Origin of the sequence: Pseudomonas sp. MPB26, from assembly GCF_046605355.1 — a bacterium.
Taxonomy (GTDB): Bacteria; Pseudomonadota; Gammaproteobacteria; order Pseudomonadales; family Pseudomonadaceae; genus Aquipseudomonas; species Aquipseudomonas cedrina.
The window spans coordinates 1450818-1466201 of sequence record NZ_CP176793.1 but is presented as its reverse complement, the minus strand read 5'-3'; the positions used below and the strand labels follow the sequence as shown (position 1 = coordinate 1466201).

The 15384-nt window shown below is 61.2% G+C and carries 12 protein-coding genes and 2 pseudogenes; 4 read left to right on the top strand and 10 right to left on the bottom strand.

The window, feature by feature from the left end; all coding sequences use genetic code 11:
* Positions 1-8 precede the first annotated feature (8 nt).
* Genes ACLH0H_RS06785 through ACLH0H_RS06775 form a run of 3 tightly spaced genes read right to left on the bottom strand, consistent with a single transcriptional unit; the run spans position 9 to position 1763 of the window.
* The gene (locus ACLH0H_RS06785; protein WP_076951775.1) at positions 9-278 is read right to left on the bottom strand and encodes a phosphopantetheine-binding protein; all 270 of its coding nucleotides are present in this window, start codon (positions 276-278) and stop codon (positions 9-11) included.
* Complete coding sequence (locus ACLH0H_RS06780; RefSeq protein WP_411381451.1) at positions 256-1068, bottom strand: lysophospholipid acyltransferase family protein; 813 nt, start codon at positions 1066-1068, stop codon at positions 256-258. The genes ACLH0H_RS06785 and ACLH0H_RS06780 overlap by 23 nt, the downstream gene beginning before the upstream one ends.
* Complete coding sequence (locus ACLH0H_RS06775; protein WP_411381450.1) at positions 1044-1763, bottom strand: beta-ketoacyl synthase chain length factor; 720 nt, start codon at positions 1761-1763, stop codon at positions 1044-1046. The genes ACLH0H_RS06780 and ACLH0H_RS06775 overlap by 25 nt, the downstream gene beginning before the upstream one ends.
* Before the next feature lie 348 nt (positions 1764-2111).
* Here ACLH0H_RS06775 and ACLH0H_RS06770 point away from each other — a divergent pair, with 348 nt between their 5' ends.
* Positions 2112-2882: a ParA family protein gene (locus ACLH0H_RS06770; protein WP_411381449.1), complete on the top strand. Its 771-nt coding sequence runs from the start codon at positions 2112-2114 to the stop codon at positions 2880-2882.
* Positions 2883-3169: 287 nt separating this feature from the next.
* Positions 3170-3389: pseudogene (locus ACLH0H_RS06765) on the top strand (DUF6124 family protein).
* Between the two features lie 123 nt (positions 3390-3512).
* Here the strand turns inward: ACLH0H_RS06765 and trxC are convergent.
* The 6 genes and pseudogenes from trxC to ACLH0H_RS06735 all read right to left on the bottom strand — a co-directional run.
* Complete coding sequence (trxC, locus tag ACLH0H_RS06760; RefSeq protein WP_076951780.1) at positions 3513-3947, bottom strand: thioredoxin TrxC; 435 nt, start codon at positions 3945-3947, stop codon at positions 3513-3515.
* Positions 3948-4128: 181 nt separating this feature from the next.
* Positions 4129-5592, bottom strand: coding sequence for a protein adenylyltransferase SelO (gene selO, locus ACLH0H_RS06755; RefSeq protein ID WP_411381448.1), 1464 nt, complete (start codon positions 5590-5592; stop codon positions 4129-4131).
* 50 nt (positions 5593-5642) lie between these two features.
* Positions 5643-9029 (bottom strand): mechanosensitive channel MscK, encoded by a 3387-nt coding sequence (gene mscK, locus ACLH0H_RS06750; protein WP_411381447.1) that lies wholly within the window; start codon positions 9027-9029, stop codon positions 5643-5645.
* A 49-nt stretch (positions 9030-9078) separates the two neighbouring features.
* Positions 9079-10821, bottom strand: coding sequence for a potassium/proton antiporter (locus ACLH0H_RS06745; protein ID WP_169375950.1), 1743 nt, complete (start codon positions 10819-10821; stop codon positions 9079-9081).
* Between the two features lie 245 nt (positions 10822-11066).
* On the bottom strand, positions 11067-11930 hold the full coding sequence (locus ACLH0H_RS06740; RefSeq protein WP_411382377.1) for a methyl-accepting chemotaxis protein: 864 nt from the start codon (positions 11928-11930) through the stop codon (positions 11067-11069).
* A pseudogene (locus ACLH0H_RS06735) lies at positions 11922-12677 on the bottom strand (MCP four helix bundle domain-containing protein); the annotation flags it as partial. The gene ACLH0H_RS06740 and the pseudogene ACLH0H_RS06735, both read right to left, overlap by 9 nt.
* A 294-nt stretch (positions 12678-12971) precedes the next feature.
* Here ACLH0H_RS06735 and ACLH0H_RS06730 point away from each other — a divergent pair.
* The gene (locus ACLH0H_RS06730; protein ID WP_076951786.1) at positions 12972-13202 is read left to right on the top strand and encodes a hypothetical protein; all 231 of its coding nucleotides are present in this window, start codon (positions 12972-12974) and stop codon (positions 13200-13202) included.
* Positions 13199-13492 (top strand): cell division protein ZapA, encoded by a 294-nt coding sequence (locus tag ACLH0H_RS06725; protein WP_076951787.1) that lies wholly within the window; start codon positions 13199-13201, stop codon positions 13490-13492. The genes ACLH0H_RS06730 and ACLH0H_RS06725 overlap by 4 nt, the downstream gene beginning before the upstream one ends.
* A gap of 4 nt (positions 13493-13496) precedes the next feature.
* On the opposite strand, the gene ACLH0H_RS06720 is transcribed toward ACLH0H_RS06725, so the two are convergent.
* Positions 13497-15299, bottom strand: coding sequence for an acyl-CoA dehydrogenase (locus tag ACLH0H_RS06720; protein ID WP_411381446.1), 1803 nt, complete (start codon positions 15297-15299; stop codon positions 13497-13499).
* Positions 15300-15384: the final 85 nt, after the last annotated feature.

Here is a 15384-nt window from a genome sequence, read left to right as displayed (position 1 = left end):
GTCCGGTCTCAAGCTGCCTGTCTGGCTGTGACGAACGCCGCAAGGCAGGCCACGTTGGTGAAGTGATTGCGGGTGTCCTTGGCGTCGGCATCGATTTTGATGCCGTACTTTTTCTGGATCGCCAGGCCCAGTTCCAGGGCGTCTACCGAATCCAGGCCGAGGCCTTCGCCGAACAGGGTTTGCTCGCTGTCGATGTCGTCGACACTGATGTCTTCCAGGCCCAGGGCCTCGATGATCAGCATCTTTATGTCGTGCTCAAGGCGGTGTTGGTCGCTCATCTTCGGCGAGCTCCTTAATAAAATAGTCATGCAGGTAATCGTTGAGCTTGCGTGAGGCCTGGGGCGCGGGCCCCCGTGTTGCGAACGCCTGTGGTTCTATATCGGCACCTACGCGCAAACTGAAGTGAAAACGGCGCTTGGGGATGCGATACCAGGGTTCGGCCTTGGTCAAGGTGGTGGGACTGACCTTGATCACCACGGGGGTGATGATTGTCGCACCCCGCAGCGCAATGGCGGCGGCACCGCGATGAAAGGCGGGTGTGGCGCCGGGCGTGGTGCGGGTGCCTTCGGGAAAGATGATCAGGGTCTGGCCCGCGCGCAGGGCGTCGGCGGCGGCGTCGAGCATGTCCGCGCTGCCATCATTGCTGATGTAGCCGGCGTCCCGTACCGGGCCTCGGGTGAACGGGTTTTGAAACAGGCTCTGCTTGACCACGCAGTTGGTTTGACGCATCAGGCCGATCAGGAACACCACGTCGATCAGCGAGGGGTGGTTGGCGACAATCATCTGGCCGGGACGGCCGAGTTTTTCGGCGCCTTCGATACTGAAGGTCAGCACGCCGGCGCGCTGCATCAGGCGGATAAAGAACCAGAACAGTTTACTGATGGTATGGCGGGCGCGGCGCTGGTGTTTTTCGGCGCTGCCCGGCAGGCAACCGAGCAACGGGAATACCAGCAGGCGCAGGCACAGCCCGCCGACGCCGAACAGCGTGAAGCTGGCGGCGGTGGCGAACAGGCGCCAGTAATAGGCGTCCCGTGGTTTGTCGGTCACGACTTGCGTTGCCAGTTCCATACGCGGTTCTTCCAGGCGTGTTGGCAGGCGACCTGTTCGGTGAGCAGGGTGCGCAGCAGGTTCAGGGCGTGGGGCCACTGGGTTTGAGTGAGTTGGACCGCGCTGCCATTCAGTTCCATTTGCCACTCGTCGCCAGGTGTGAGCAGCAGGCCAACGGCGTAGGGGAAGGGCACATCAACGATCCAGCTGGCATAGGCGTCGGGCGCCTGTTCTTCGGTAATTACCAGCAATACCGCCGGAGCGCCTTCGTTGAGCAGCGCGGCGGCTTCGAGTATGCCGTGCTCCAGACCATCGCCGGCGGCCGCGAGGGCAGTCATTTCGCTGGTCTCATTGCGCAGAATCGACCACAAGCCAATCACCGCGTTGTGCACCGACAGGCTGAACTGGGTTGGCGACAGCGGCTGGTCGTTGGCCAGGTCGCTGAGGATGTCGAGGGTGCGCGGGGTTTCGCCGTGCCGGGACACAAACACCAGGGGCAGCTCCTCAAGGCCCTCGGCCAACGGCCAGCCTACGCTGAACGCCATGCGCGCCAGGCGGCTCAGGCGGCGGCGCTGCATGGCCGGCAGGAAAGACACGTCGGGGGATGCCTGGCTTACGGGCAGCAACACCGGGGCGTGGCACCATGCATGCCAGTCGTCCACGCTATCGAGCCCTGGGGCCCAGGCGCGCCATTGCGCGATGTTGAAAGTGATCACTGAGAAGGTATCCCGCCCCTGCGGGCTTCCATGTGCAGCCGTTGGCCCCCGATACAGGGACAGGGAACGATAGCCGAATGGCGCGCATTATCCCGGTGCCGTGGGGTTCTAGCAAACATTGGTAATGAATTGTGCACGGCTGATTACAAAATAGTCGGAAGAATTCACCGATTGTCCTTTACGTCTCGCTGCATACGTTGTCGGACCGTTCTTTATACCTTGTCGGCTGCGTATGACACTCTGGCCGGCAATGGTTCCGTGAGGCAGTCATGCGTGGAGGAACAAGGTAGCTAACAGTCGCTTTTGCCCTCTACACTCGGACATTCATTGATACACAGAGGTTTTCCCATGCGGCGTGTGGTGTTCAATCAGAAAGGCGGCGTCGGCAAGTCCAGCATCGCCTGCAACCTGGCGGCAGTCAGTGCCAGTGAAGGCTATCGAACCCTGTTGGTGGACCTCGATGCACAGGCCAACTCAACCCAGTACCTCACCGGGCTGACCGGCGACGACATTCCTATGGGGATCGCGGATTTTTTCAAGCAGACCCTGTCTTCCGGGCCGTTTTCGAAGAAGAACAAGGTGGATATCTACGAAACGCCGTTCGACAACCTGCATGTCATCACCGCGACCGCAGAGTTGGCGGACCTGCAGCCGAAGCTCGAGGCCAAGCATAAGATCAACAAGTTGCGAAAGCTGCTGGATGAGTTGAGCGAAGATTATGACCGGATCTACCTGGATACGCCGCCGGCACTCAATTTTTACGCGGTTTCAGCGTTGATCGCGGCTGATCGCGTGCTGATTCCGTTCGATTGCGACAGCTTCTCGCGTCAGGCACTGTATGGTTTGCTGGCTGAAATCGAAGAGCTCAAGGAAGACCACAACGAAGGCCTGGAAGTCGAAGGCATCGTGGTCAACCAGTTCCAGGCCCGTGCGAGTTTGCCGCAGCAAATGCTTGATGAGTTGATTGCCGAAGGCTTGCCGGTATTGCCGGTGTACCTGGCCAGCTCCGTGCGCATGCGCGAGTCGCACCAACAGAACAAACCGCTGATACATCTCGACCCGCGTCACAAATTAACGCAGCAGTTTGTGGAGTTGCATAACCTGCTGGAAAGCGCGTGACCTTACAGGCGCAACAGAACTCCATGTGGGAGCGGGCTTGCTTGCGAAAGCGGTGGATCAGTACCCAATGTGCTGACTGACACACCGCATTCGCGAGCAAGCCCGCTCCCACATTTGGACTGCATTCATGCAAGGAAATAGTCGTATTGCGCAGTTGCCTTCAGCTGCCTCGGAATCCGCTGGCTTGTGCGTTTGGATGGGCTTCTCTTAAGGTTCACGGGCCGCTGAATGTTCAGTGGTCGGGTTTAGTAGCCCGTGGTGAGACGTCCCCTACTCGGAGACGATCCATGCTTAACCTTTATACCGTTGCGCCCAACCTCCCCACCGACCCTCGTCCTCAACAGCTACGAAACCTTCTCTTCCGTGCGCACCTTGCTACTCAACCTGTCCAACGACCTCACCGGCGAGCACCGCGACGTGGCTTTGGCCATCCACCAATTGAGCGAACTCGGCGTACTGCTGGTCGGCCAGATGATGGACCGCGAGGCTCCACTAACCTCACTCTGAAATGCAATCAATGTGGGAGCTGGCTTGCCTGCGATGCAGGCACCTCGGTGATCAGGCGCACCGATTTGGCGCCATCGCAGCGGTGCGGCGGTCCGACAAGCCAGCTCCCACATTTTGACCGAGTTACACGCCTTGGCTACGCAACCAGTTCATCAACTGCGGCAGCGGGAACGCCCCGCTCTGGCGCGCCACTTCCCGGCCATTCTTGAACAGGATCAAACTGGGAATCGAGCGAATCCCCAACTGCGCCGACAACTGCTGGTTGGCCTCGCTGTCCAGCTTGGCCAACCGGCACTTGCCTTCCAATTGCCCGGCCGCCTGCTCAAACACCGGCGCGAACGATTTGCACGGCCCGCACCAATCGGCCCACACATCCACCAGCAACGGCAGGTCGCCCTTGATCTGGCTGGCGTAGTCGCCCTGTTTCAATTCAAAGGGTTTGTTCAACAAAACCGGCTGCTTGCAACGCCCGCACTTGGGCGCGTCACCCAGGCGCTCAGCGGGGATCCGGTTGAGGCCGTTGCAATGCGGGCAGGGTATTACAAGAGGTTCGGACATCGGGGGCTCCTAAGGCGTGGCCAATGGGTTCAATCTGGAGCCGGCAATGCGGTTTATCAAGATCAGATAGAAGGACAACCTATGAACGACGGTCTGAAACTCACGATTGAGCACTGGCCGTTTGTCTCATCGCTACTGACCAAGCCTCAATCCGAGGCGGACTATGACGTCCTGGCGGCGCTCACGACGAACAACTGATCTCCAAATGCTTGCCCCAATCCGGCGGCCGCTGCGCGTACTGCTCCATTCCTGCCTGTTCTTCAAACGGCTTGGAAAGCACTTCATGCAGCCGCCGCACTTCGCTGTAATCCCCTGATTCAGCCGCAGTGATGGCGTTCTGTGCCAAGTAGTTACGCAAGATATACAGCGGGTTCACCGCGTGCATCCGCTCACGACGCTGTTCCTCGCTGTAGTCCCCGTCTCGTTCAACGCGCGCCTTGTACAGCTCGGCCCAGGCGTCAAACCCCGCCAGGTCGACAAAATCATCGCGCAGCTTCGCTACCGCCAGTGCCGCCGATTCATCCCCCAGGCGGCGGAAGAACAGCGTGTAATCCACGCCGCTGTTCTGCATCAGCTTCAAGAGCCGCTCCACCAGCTTCTGGTCGTCGTCCTCGGCGCTGGTCAACCCCAGCCGTCGGCGCATCAAATCCAGATAGTTCGCCTGATACAGCGGCAGGTACAGGCCCAGCGCTTCCGTCAGGGCCTCAACGCTGATAAACGGCGTCAGCGCCTGCGCCAGCGCGCTGAGGTTCCACTGCCCGATCGGCACCTGGTTGCTGAAGGAGTAACGCCCTTCATGATCCGAGTGGTTGCAGACGAAGTGCGCGTCAAAGTCATCGAGGAACGCAAACGGCCCGAAGTCGAAGGTGATGCCCAGGATCGACATGTTGTCGGTATTCATCACGCCGTGACAGAAGCCATAGGCCTGCCATTTGGCGATCAGTTCGGCATTGCGCTCCACAATTGCACGGAACATCGCCAGGTAGGGCTCGGGCTGTTCCTGGCATTCGGGGTAGTGCAGTGAAAGCACATGCTCGGCCAGCGCCTTCTGCTGCTCGGGTTTCTTGGTGTAGTAGAAATACTCGAAATGCCCGAAGCGAATATGGCTGCGGGCCATGCGCAACACCATTGCGCCGCGTTCCTGCTTTTCACGCCACACCGGGGTATCGGAGCCGATAACGCACAACGCGCGGCTGCTGGGGATGCCCAGCGCATGCAGCGCTTCGGAGGCCAGAAACTCGCGGATCGAAGAGCGCAACACCGCGCGGCCATCGCCCATGCGCGAATAAGGCGTTTGCCCGGCGCCCTTGAGGTGCAGGTCCCAGTGCTCGCCGGCCTGGTTATACACCTCGCCCAGCAACAACCCGCGGCCGTCGCCCAGTTGCGGGGTGTAGCCGCCGAATTGATGGCCGGAATAGACCATCGCCCGCGGTTCTGCCTCGGCCCACAGCTTGTGGCCACCGAAAATTTCGGCAAACAGCGGTGTTTCGGCCACGGCCGGGTCGAGGTCGAGCAACGCCATGGCGGCGTTGCTGGCGACCACCAGGCGCGGGTTGTCGAGGGGTTCTGGCAATACGTGGGTTGAGAACGCGTCACCCAAACGGGCGAAGCGGTTGTCGAAAATCAGTTCGTCGAGGGCTTTCACCGGCCACCTCCAGCGGGATGCCCCCAGCAGTTTTGCTGGGGGTAAGTGCGTTAGTCGAGTTTGCTCGGCGGGGGTTCCGGCGCATCTTCGACTTTACCGGCAGGCGGCTCTGGCACGTCCTGGTCGGGCGCGGGCGCGGCGACGATGGTCTTGCGCTCGTCTTCCACCGGCACCAGCTTGTACTCTTGGCCGTGCATATTCTTGAGGTACACCTCCATCTGTCGGAACGAGATGTTGATGTGCTGCTTCTTGAACTCACGGTTGATGTAGCGGTTTACCTCGTCCAGCACCGGGTTACGGTCGCCCAGGTCGCGCACGTGCATGCGCAGTTCGTGGTCGAGGGTGCTTTCGCCGAAGTTGAGGAAATACACCAATGGCTCCGGTTCCTTCAATACCCGAGGGTTTTCCCTGGCGGCCTTGAGGAGCAATTCCTTCACCAGATCCAGATCGGAGCCGTAGTCCACGCCCAGTTTCAGGGTCACGCGGGTGACCGTGTCGGTCAGCGACCAGTTGATCAGTTGCCCAGTAATGAAGGTTTTGTTCGGGACGATGATGTCCTTGCGATCAAAATCCGTGATCGTGGTGGCGCGGATGCGGATCTTGCTCACCGTGCCCGACAGGTTGCCGATGGTGATGGTGTCGCCGATACGCACCGGGCGTTCGAACAGGATCATGATGCCGGAGATAAAGTTGGCAAAGATCTCCTGCATGCCGAAGCCCAGGCCCACCGACAGCGCCGCCACCAGCCATTGCAACTTGTCCCAGCTCACGCCGAGGGTGGACAGGGTCGAGACAAAGCCGACGCCGGCGATCACATATGACAGCAACGTGGTGGTCGCATAGGCGCTGCCCTGGGCCAGTTCCAGCTTGGACAGCACCAACACTTCAAGCAGACCCGGCAGGTTGCGCGCCAAGGCGAAGGTAATGCCGATGATGATCAACGCACCGAGGAAGTCGCCGATGCTGATCGGTACCATGCTGATGTTCGCACCGGTACCGCTGGTGTATTCGTACAGGGTGACGTTATCCAGGTAGGAAAATACCGAGATCAGGTCGGACCACACCCAGTACAGCGCCGCGATGAAGCCGCCGAGCAAGGCCAGGCGGATCAGGCGCAAGGATTGTTCGTTGACCTTTTCGATGTCCAGGGTCGGCTCCTCGACCACCGCTTCGCCTTCGCCGGCTTCCTTGGCGGCCTGGCGTTTGGCCAAGGCGCGGGCATAGGCCAGGCGCCGCGCGGCGACGCTCAGCCAGCGAACGAAGGTGGCTTCGATCACCAGCCAGAACATCAGCAGGTACAGGGTGTTGATCAGCCGGTCGCTGAGCTTGAGCGCGGTGTAGTAATAACCAAACAGCACCGCGATAAACAAGGCGATCGGCAGCGCGGTAAACAGTAAGCCAATTGCTTTGCGAAACAGCGAGGCTTTTTCGTGGGTCGGGCTGTTGAGCAACAGGCGACCCAGCAGCCAGGCCATCAGCGCGTAGCACGTGAGCACAACGCCAATCCCCAGCACGTCGTCGGCCAAGGCCGCCGGCTGATGCTCGGCAATGGCCACCACCGCTACCAAGGCCAGCACGACCAACCCCAGCTTGCGCACCCAGCCTTGCAGGAATTCGACCTGGGGTTTTTCCCAGCGGAAATGCAATTCCGCCACGCCACCCGGCGCCAGGATGCGGTAAGCGGTGTAGAACACCAGCCAGGCCTGGGCGATCTGCAGCAGGGCGGCGCCCAGGTTGGCGTTCTGCCCACGGGCGTCGATCTGCAGCGCATAGCCGCACAGCGCCAAGGCCAGGGACACCGGCATCGCCAGCAGGATATTGATCAGGATGGCCTGCGGTGTATGCCATTGGCTGTCGCGCTTGAAGTGGCCAATGTCCAGGTGAACCTTGCTCAGCCGCTGGTACAGGGCTTTGCGCCGCCATAGCAGGGCGCCGATCAACAGCAACAGCGGCAGGAACAGCAGCGGGCGCTGGGTCAGGCCGTCATACAGTTCACTGACGCTGGAGGCCCAAGGCAGGGTGGCGATCTGCTTGCTCAGGTGCGCCGGGACCGTTTCCAGCCACTCGGTATCCAGCGGCTTGTTGCTGGGGATCCAGAACATCTGCTCGTCCAGCGTCGCGCGCAGGGTTGTGGCGGTGCTGAGCAGTTGTTTCTGGTTCAGTTGCAGGGTGATGGATTCGTTAAGCAGCGCACTCAGCTCACGGCTCAGGCGCTCCAGCAAGTCGCTGCGGGTGATCGCAAGTTCCAGCAAGGTGCGGCGCAGTTGCGGGGTGACGTCTTCCGGCGCCTGGTTTGCCAGCAGGTTATCCACATAGGCGCTGGGGGAGCTGATCAGCTCGCGCTGCTGGTTGACCTCGAACTGGTACAGGCGAATGTTGGCGATGTCGTCCGCCAGGTCGCGGTCCACCGTCAGGCGCGGCAAGGCCTGCTTCTGCTTATAGAGGATCTTGGACAGCAACAGGCTGCCCTTGAGTACGTTGATTTGCTCGTCCAGGGCCGAATCGCTCTGGGTCACGGTGTCCAGTTGCTGCTTGGTCTGCAGGTTTTTCTGGGTCAGGTCGTTGAGGCGGTCGGTGCTTTTGAGCAGATAGTCGGACAGCTTGAGGTTTTCCGCACTTTCAGTGGCCAGCAGGCTGCTGCCCCCGGCTTTCTGCGCTTCGATGGACTGCTGGGTCACGGTCTGCTGTGACTGGGCCAGGCGCTTCTGGTTGATCAGGGTTTGCAGGTCCTGGATCTCTTGCTCCAGGCGCGCGGTTTTTTCCTGGATCAGGTCGTGCTGGCTATTGCCAAGGTCTTGCAGTTGGCTGTTGCCGGCCAGTTCCTGGCGGCGTAGCGGTATCAGCGCGTTCAGGGCCGCGAGCTCGGCGTTCAGTTGGTTGCGCTGGTCACCGCTGAGGGCTTTGCCGTTGTCTTTGCCGGCCTTGAGCGTCGAGTTGATTTGCAGGATACGCGTCTGGCTGCTGCTGATTTCAGTCTGGGCGCGCTCGGGGCGAGTCTGCGCGGCGATGGTCAGGCTGTTGGCTTCGGCCAGTGCCTTTTGCAGGTCGCCTTGCTGGGTGGAGCGCTGCACCAGCAGTTGCTCGAGCTGCGGCACTGGCAGGGTGGCGTAGCGTTGGGCGACCGGAATGACTTTGGTTGCCTTGAGCCGGACCAACTCACGCTGGTTCTCGGTGGTCTGGCGCGGGGCGTCTTCCAGCTGGCGCTTGAGGTCGATCAGGCGCTGTTCGTAGTCCTGCTTGTTGCCCAGGTAGGTCAGGGTCTGTTGCAGGATGGCCTGCAGCGCCTTCATGTCGGCGTCGGGTAGCTTGCGGTCGGGCAGCTTGTCCAGGGTTTGCTGGATAGCGTCGGCGCTGGGCGGGTCGGCGGCGTGAACGGTGCCGACGCAAAGGGTCAGGCCCAGCAGGGCAGTGGCGAGAAAAGTGCGCAGGGTTGGCATAGAGACCGGTCTTGCAAGGTGAAGAATCGGGGCATCGTTGCCCCGCAGTTTAGAGGAAGAGCCCGGGGCCCGGGCGACTTCCTTCGGGGAATCTGACGCCGACTTTGCCGATCTTGTTCCCGTCCATGACCGCGACGGTCCAGATGGTGTTGTTCCATTCCACCTGGTCGCCGACGATAGGGGCGCCGCCGACTTTCTGGGTAATGAAACTGCTCAGCGGCATGTCCGGGTCGATGCCATCGAGCTTCAGGCCATACAGGGCGGAAACCGCGCCCAGCTGGGCGTCGCCTTCCAGCACGAAGTCGCCGAAGAAGCGCAGGTCCAGGCCGCGTTGCGGCGCCTGGCTGAACAGTTTGCCCAAGGCCGGCAGGTTATGTTCGTGACCGATCACGCAGAGCAGATCGCCGACTTCCAGCACCGTACTACCCGACGGGTGGAGCAGTTGCTGGCCACGGAACAGGGCGGCGATCCGCGTGCCCTCAGGCATTTTCAACTCGCGCAGCGCGGCGCCGATGCACCATTTTTCGGCGCCCAGGCGGTAGACGAACAGCTCCCACTCACTGGTGACGTGTACTTCCAGGGCGGCGCGGGAGATGGGCGCCGGGTCCGGCGGTACGGTGACTTTGAGCAGCTTGGCCACCCACGGCAGGCTCGTGCCTTGCACCAGCAGCGAGACCAGCACGATAAAGAACGCCAGGTTGAAGTACAGCTGCGCGTGGGGCAGGCCGGCCATCAGCGGGAACACCGCGAGGATGATCGGGACCGCGCCGCGCAGGCCGACCCAGGCGATAAAGGCTTTTTCGCGGTCATGGAAGGCCTTGAACGGCAGCAGGCCGACCATCACCGACAGTGGCCGCGCGAACAGGATCATCCACAGCGCCAGGCCCAGGGCCGGCAGCGCGATCGGCAGCAAATCATGGGGCGTCACCAGCAGGCCCAGCACCAGGAACATGCCGATCTGCGCCAGCCAGGCCATGCCATCGAGCATGTGCAAAATGCCATGGCGGCTGCGCACCGGGCGGTTGCCGATCACCAGGCCGCACAGGTACACGGCGAGGAAGCCGCTGCCGTGCAGGGCGTTGGTCAGGGCGAAGACGAACAGGCCGCCGGCGATCACCAGGATCGGGTACAGGCCGTTGGCCAGGTTGATGCGGTTGACCATCTGCAGCATCAGCCACCCGCCGCCGAGGCCGACGATACCGCCGATGCCGAATTCGCGGATCAGATGGGTCAGCAGGCTCCAGTGCAGGCCGGTTTCGCCGCTGGCGAGCATGTCGATCAGGGTGACCGTGAGAAACACCGCCATCGGGTCGTTGCTGCCGGATTCGATTTCCAGGCTTGCGGAGACCCGTTCGTTCAGGCCCTTGCCGCCGAGCAGCGAAAATACCGCCGCCGCGTCCGTCGAGCCGACAATCGCGCCGATCAATAAGCCCTGGATGATATTGAGGTCAAACAGCCAGGCCGCGGCCATGCCGGTGAGGCCGGTGGTGATCAACACACCCACCGTGGCCAGCGACAACGCCGGCCACAGCGCCACGCGGAAACTGGCCACCCGTGTGCGCAAACCGCCGTCGAGAAGGATCACCGCCAGGGCGAGGTTGCCCACCAGGTAGGCGGTCGGGTAGTTGTCGAAGATGATGCCGCCGCCATCGACGCCGGCGATCATGCCCACGGCCAGGATGATCACCAGGATCGGAATTCCTAAGCGGGACGAAAGAGAACTCACCAGAATGCTCGCACTCACCAGCAACGCGCCGATCAAGAACAGGCTGTTGATGGTCGTCGCATTCAAAGGCAGTACTCCATGGGCAAACAAGACGGGGCGCAAACTGACCATGCAGTCTGCGTGCCAGCGATTCTAACCTGTTGAATTGCTGCGCTGTCAAAAGATCGTTCCCGCGCTCCGCGTGGGAATGCCTCCTGTGACGCTCCGCGTCACGACTTTGAATGGGACGCAGAGCGTCCAGTGCTGCATTCCCACGCAGAGCGTGGGAACGATCTTTACAGGAGACCGGCGTCGGTTTGGCAGGCTTTATTTCAAAGGCGGAAGCGGCCGACCATCCCGTTCAAATCCACCGCCAGGCGCGACAGTTCACTGCTCGCCGCGCTGGTCTGGCTGGCGCCGGTCGCCGATTGCACCGACAGGTCGCGGATGTTCACCAGATTGCGGTCCACTTCCCGCGCGACCTGGGCCTGCTCTTCCGCCGCGCTGGCGATCACCAGGTTGCGTTCGTTGATCTCGACAATCGCCGTGTTGATGGTATCCAGCGACATCCCCGCGCCTTTGGCGATGTTCAGCGTCGATTCCGCGCGTTCAGTGCTGTTGCGCATCGAATCCACCGCATGTTCGGTCCCGGCCTGAATGCTGCCGATCATCCGCTCGATTTCGCTGGTCGACTGCTGGGTGCGGTGGGCCAGGGCGCGCACTTCGTCGGCGACCACGGCAAAGCCGCGGCCGGCTTCACCGGCGCGTGCCGCTTCGATCGCCGCGTTCAGGGCCAGCAGGTTGGTCTGGTCGGCCAGGCCGCGAATCACGTCCAGCACCTTGCCGATATCACGCGACTCATTGGCCAACTCGCCAATCAGCGTGGCCGTGGCCTGCACGTCGCCGCTCATGCGCTCGATGGCGCTGACGGTTTCCTGCACCAGGTCGCGGCCATCACCGGCGGACAGGGTGGCGTTGCGCGAGGCTTCGGAGGTGCTGACCGCATTGCGTGCAACTTCTTCGACGGCACTGGTCATCTCGTTGACGGCCGTGGCGGCTTGTTCGATTTCGTTGTTTTGCTGGGTCAGACCACGCGCGCTTTCGTCGGTCACAGCGTTGAGCTCTTCGGCCGCCGATGCCAACTGGGTAGCCGAGCCGGCGATGCGCTGCAGGGTGTCGCGCAACTTGTCCTGCATCTTGGCCATGGCGGCCAGCAGGCGCCCGGCTTCGTCGTTGCCGTCGACCTTGATCGGCCGCGTCAGATTGCCTTCGGCCACTTCTTCGGCGGCTTCCAGTGCCTGGGAAATTGGCAAGGTGATGCTGCGGGTCAGCAGCCAGGCGAACAACAGGGTCAGCAGCGTGGCGATCACCAGAAGGCTCACCACCATATTGAAGGCCATGCTGTATTGGTCCTCGGCCTCCTTGTTGGTAGCCAGGGCCATCTCGTTATTGATGTCCAGCAGGCGCGTGAGTACGGCATTGACCTGTTCGGAGTTGCTGAGCAAATCGGTGTTGAGCAAGTGGCGCAGTTCTTCCACCTGGTTGGCCTGCGACAGGCTCTTCATGCGCTCTTCGATCTGGTGATACTGACCGAGCAGGCGCACGTATTCGTCGTAGGCCGCGCGTTCTTCGCGGCTCTCGATCAGTTTTTCGTAGATGCCCTGCGCCGTACGAATCTGTTGGTTGCGCAGTTCAAAGGCTTCCAGGGTTTTTTGCTGGACTTGCGGCTCACGGTTGGTCAGCAGGCGGTACGACAGCACCCGCAGGCGCAGGGTCAGTTGGGTGAATTCATCGAGGGCGCGGATGCTCGGCACGCTGGACAACGTGATGTCTTCGGTGGCGCCACGGATCTTGCTCATCTGGTTCAGGGCGAACACGCCGAGAAACAACATCAACGCGCCGATAAACGCGAAGCCGAGGAAGGCCCTCGGAGCGATATTCATATTACGAAGCGACATGCGGGAAATCCTGAGGAGGAAGCGCGATCCGTGCGGCCATGAAACGGGGTGTCCCTCTCTATCGGACCTGCGACTAAAGTCTAAAGGGAGGTGTGCGTTTTTGTCGCATCTGACGAGGGGTTTGGCCGATTCAGGAACCAGATCGGGTAAATGCAGTCACTAAGGCTCGAAAGTGCGGCCCGGCCCTTAAAAATCGGGCTGCGCGCCGGGGATAACCCTGGCATCCGAGGTGAATTTTCTTTATCGTCACCGCCCTTTGAAAAAGCCCGAGAAATCAAAATGTTAGAAGCATCCCTCAGCCAACTGGAACAACTGGTCAGCGACCTGGTACAGCAAAACCAGGCTCTACTAGGCACCAACGAATCCCTCAAGGCAGAACTGGCCCGCGTCAAGGATGAGAATGACAGCCTGCAACTGAACCTGATGGAACAGGAAGAAAAGCACGGCGCCACCGCCGCCCGTATCCAGGCGCTGGTTGAGCGCGTGAGTGCAGGTCCTGTCAGCGCATGAGCGAAGGGATAAAGGTCGTTTCGATTCTCGGAGAGGATTACTCGATCAAGGCACCGGCCGGGGAAGACAAGACCCTGATGCACGCCGTGACAATGCTCAAGGCGTCCCTTGCCACCACCAAGAAAAAGTACCCGACCCTGATCGGTGACAAATTACTGGTGCTGGCGGCGCTGAACCTGTGCGCCGAGCAGATCGAAATGCAGCAGGCTCACCAGCAGGAACTCGACCGTTACCAAGAGCAAGTCAGCGCCACGGTCGACGTCATCTCCAAAGCGATTGGCCAGCCCTGAGGGCTTAGAACCACTCGTCCTGCATACCGAGGCACGTATCATCGCGTGCCTCGAGAATGGCCAGTTCATGATGGCAGCTCGGGACTTCCCAGGTCAGGAAGTACCGGGCCGCCTGGAGCTTGCCTTTATAGAAGGCCACATCCGCCGCATTGCCCCTGGCCATCCCTTCTTCGGCGCGGATCGCCTGTTCCAGCCAGCGCCAGCCAATCACCGTATGCCCGAACACCTTCAGGTACAGCGCCGAATTCGCCAGGCTGCTGTTGACCTTGCCTTGGGCGAGGTCCGTCAGCAGGCCGATAGTCACGCTTTGCAAGCGGTTGACCAACTGTTCCAGCGGCTCCCTTAGCAGGGTGAGGCCTGGGTATGCCTGCGCACGGGCACCGGTTTCGGCCATCAGTCTTATTAATTGCTTCAAGCCCGCACCACCGTTCTGCCCCAGCTTGCGCCCCAGCAAGTCCAGGGACTGGATGCCGTGGGTGCCTTCATGGATCGGGTTCAAGCGGTTATCGCGGTAATACTGCTCCACCGGGTATTCGCGGGTGTAGCCGTGACCGCCGAGAATCTGGATCGCCAATTCGTTGGCCTTGAGGCAGAACTCCGACGGCCAGGATTTGACGATGGGCGTCAGCAGGTCGAGCAGTTCGTGGGCGTGCTTGCGTTCGTCTTCGGTGGGCAGCGTGGTGGTGTCGTCGAACAGCCGCGCGGCGTAGAGGCCGAGGTCGAAGGCGCCTTCGACGTAGGCTTTTTGCGTCAGCAGCATGCGCTTGATGTCAGCGTGCTGGATGATCGCGACCGGCGCCGTTGCGGGGTCTTTGCTGTCAGGCAAGCGGCCCTGCGGGCGTTCGCGCGCATATTCCAGCGAGTAGAGGTAGCCCGCGTAACCGAGCATCACCGCGCCCATGCCCACGCCGATGCGTGCCTCGTTCATCATCTGGAACATGCAGCTCAACCCCTGGTGCGGCTTGCCCACCAGATAGCCGACGCAGTGGCCGTTATCGCCAAAATTGAGCGCGGTGGACGTGGTGCCGCGCCAGCCCATCTTGTGGAACAGCCCTGCCAGCAGCACGTCGTTGCGCTCGCCCAGGCTGCCATCGTCGTTGACCAGGAACTTGGGCACGATGAACAGCGAAATGCCCTTCACCCCAGCCGGCGCATCCGGCAGCTTGGCCAGCACCATGTGCACGATGTTTTCCGACAGCGGGTGGTCGCCGCCGGAGATGAAGATTTTATTGCCCTTGAGTCGATAGCTGCCGTCAGCCGCAGGCTCGGCGCGGGTACGAATATCCGACAGCGAGGAGCCGGCATGGGGTTCGGTCAGGGCCATGGTGCCGAAGAAGCGGCCTTCGATCATCGGCTGCAGGAAGCGTTTTTTCTGCTCCTCGGTGCCGAAACTTTCGATCAGGTTGGCGGCGCCCATGGTCAGGAATGGGTAGGACGTGGAGGCGGCGTTGGCGGATTGGAAGTGGGCGAAGCAGGCCTGGGACAGCAACGTCGGGAGCTGCATGCCGCCGGCTTCAAAACTGCGGGCCGCGTTGAGGAACCCGGCCTCGAGGAAGGCATCTACGGCCGGTTTCACTTCCGGAATCAGGATGGCTTGGCCGTCTTCATAGCGCGGTTCGTTTTCGTCGTTTTTGCGGTTATGCGGCGCGAAATACTTTTCGGCGATGCTGCGGGCGGTACTGATCGCGGCATCGAAGGTTTCGCGGTTGTGTTCGGCAAACCGCTCGCGCTGGGTCAGGCCCTCGGCATCGAGGACTTCGTACAGCTCGAAAGCCAGATTGCGGGAACTGAGCAGCGTCTCGGACATGGCGGCTTACCTATGGGGGAATAGGGACCGAGTCTAAGTGCGCAAATGGAGGGTGGATAGCAAGATTGATCTGGGTGATGGAAGG

Coding starts and splice junctions, on each gene's coding strand:
- ACLH0H_RS06720 (WP_411381446.1), bottom strand. CDS start 15,299: ATGTCCGAGACGCTGCTCAGTTCCCGCAATCTGGCTTTCGAGCTGTAC.
- ACLH0H_RS06770 (WP_411381449.1), top strand. CDS start 2,112: ATGCGGCGTGTGGTGTTCAATCAGAAAGGCGGCGTCGGCAAGTCCAGC.
- ACLH0H_RS06740 (WP_411382377.1), bottom strand. CDS start 11,930: ATGCAGGACAAGTTGCGCGACACCCTGCAGCGCATCGCCGGCTCGGCT.
- ACLH0H_RS06780 (WP_411381451.1), bottom strand. CDS start 1,068: ATGGAACTGGCAACGCAAGTCGTGACCGACAAACCACGGGACGCCTAT.
- ACLH0H_RS06785 (WP_076951775.1), bottom strand. CDS start 278: ATGAGCGACCAACACCGCCTTGAGCACGACATAAAGATGCTGATCATC.
- mscK (WP_411381447.1), bottom strand. CDS start 9,029: ATGCCAACCCTGCGCACTTTTCTCGCCACTGCCCTGCTGGGCCTGACC.
- ACLH0H_RS06725 (WP_076951787.1), top strand. CDS start 13,199: ATGAGCGAAGGGATAAAGGTCGTTTCGATTCTCGGAGAGGATTACTCG.
- ACLH0H_RS06730 (WP_076951786.1), top strand. CDS start 12,972: ATGTTAGAAGCATCCCTCAGCCAACTGGAACAACTGGTCAGCGACCTG.
- trxC (WP_076951780.1), bottom strand. CDS start 3,947: ATGTCCGAACCTCTTGTAATACCCTGCCCGCATTGCAACGGCCTCAAC.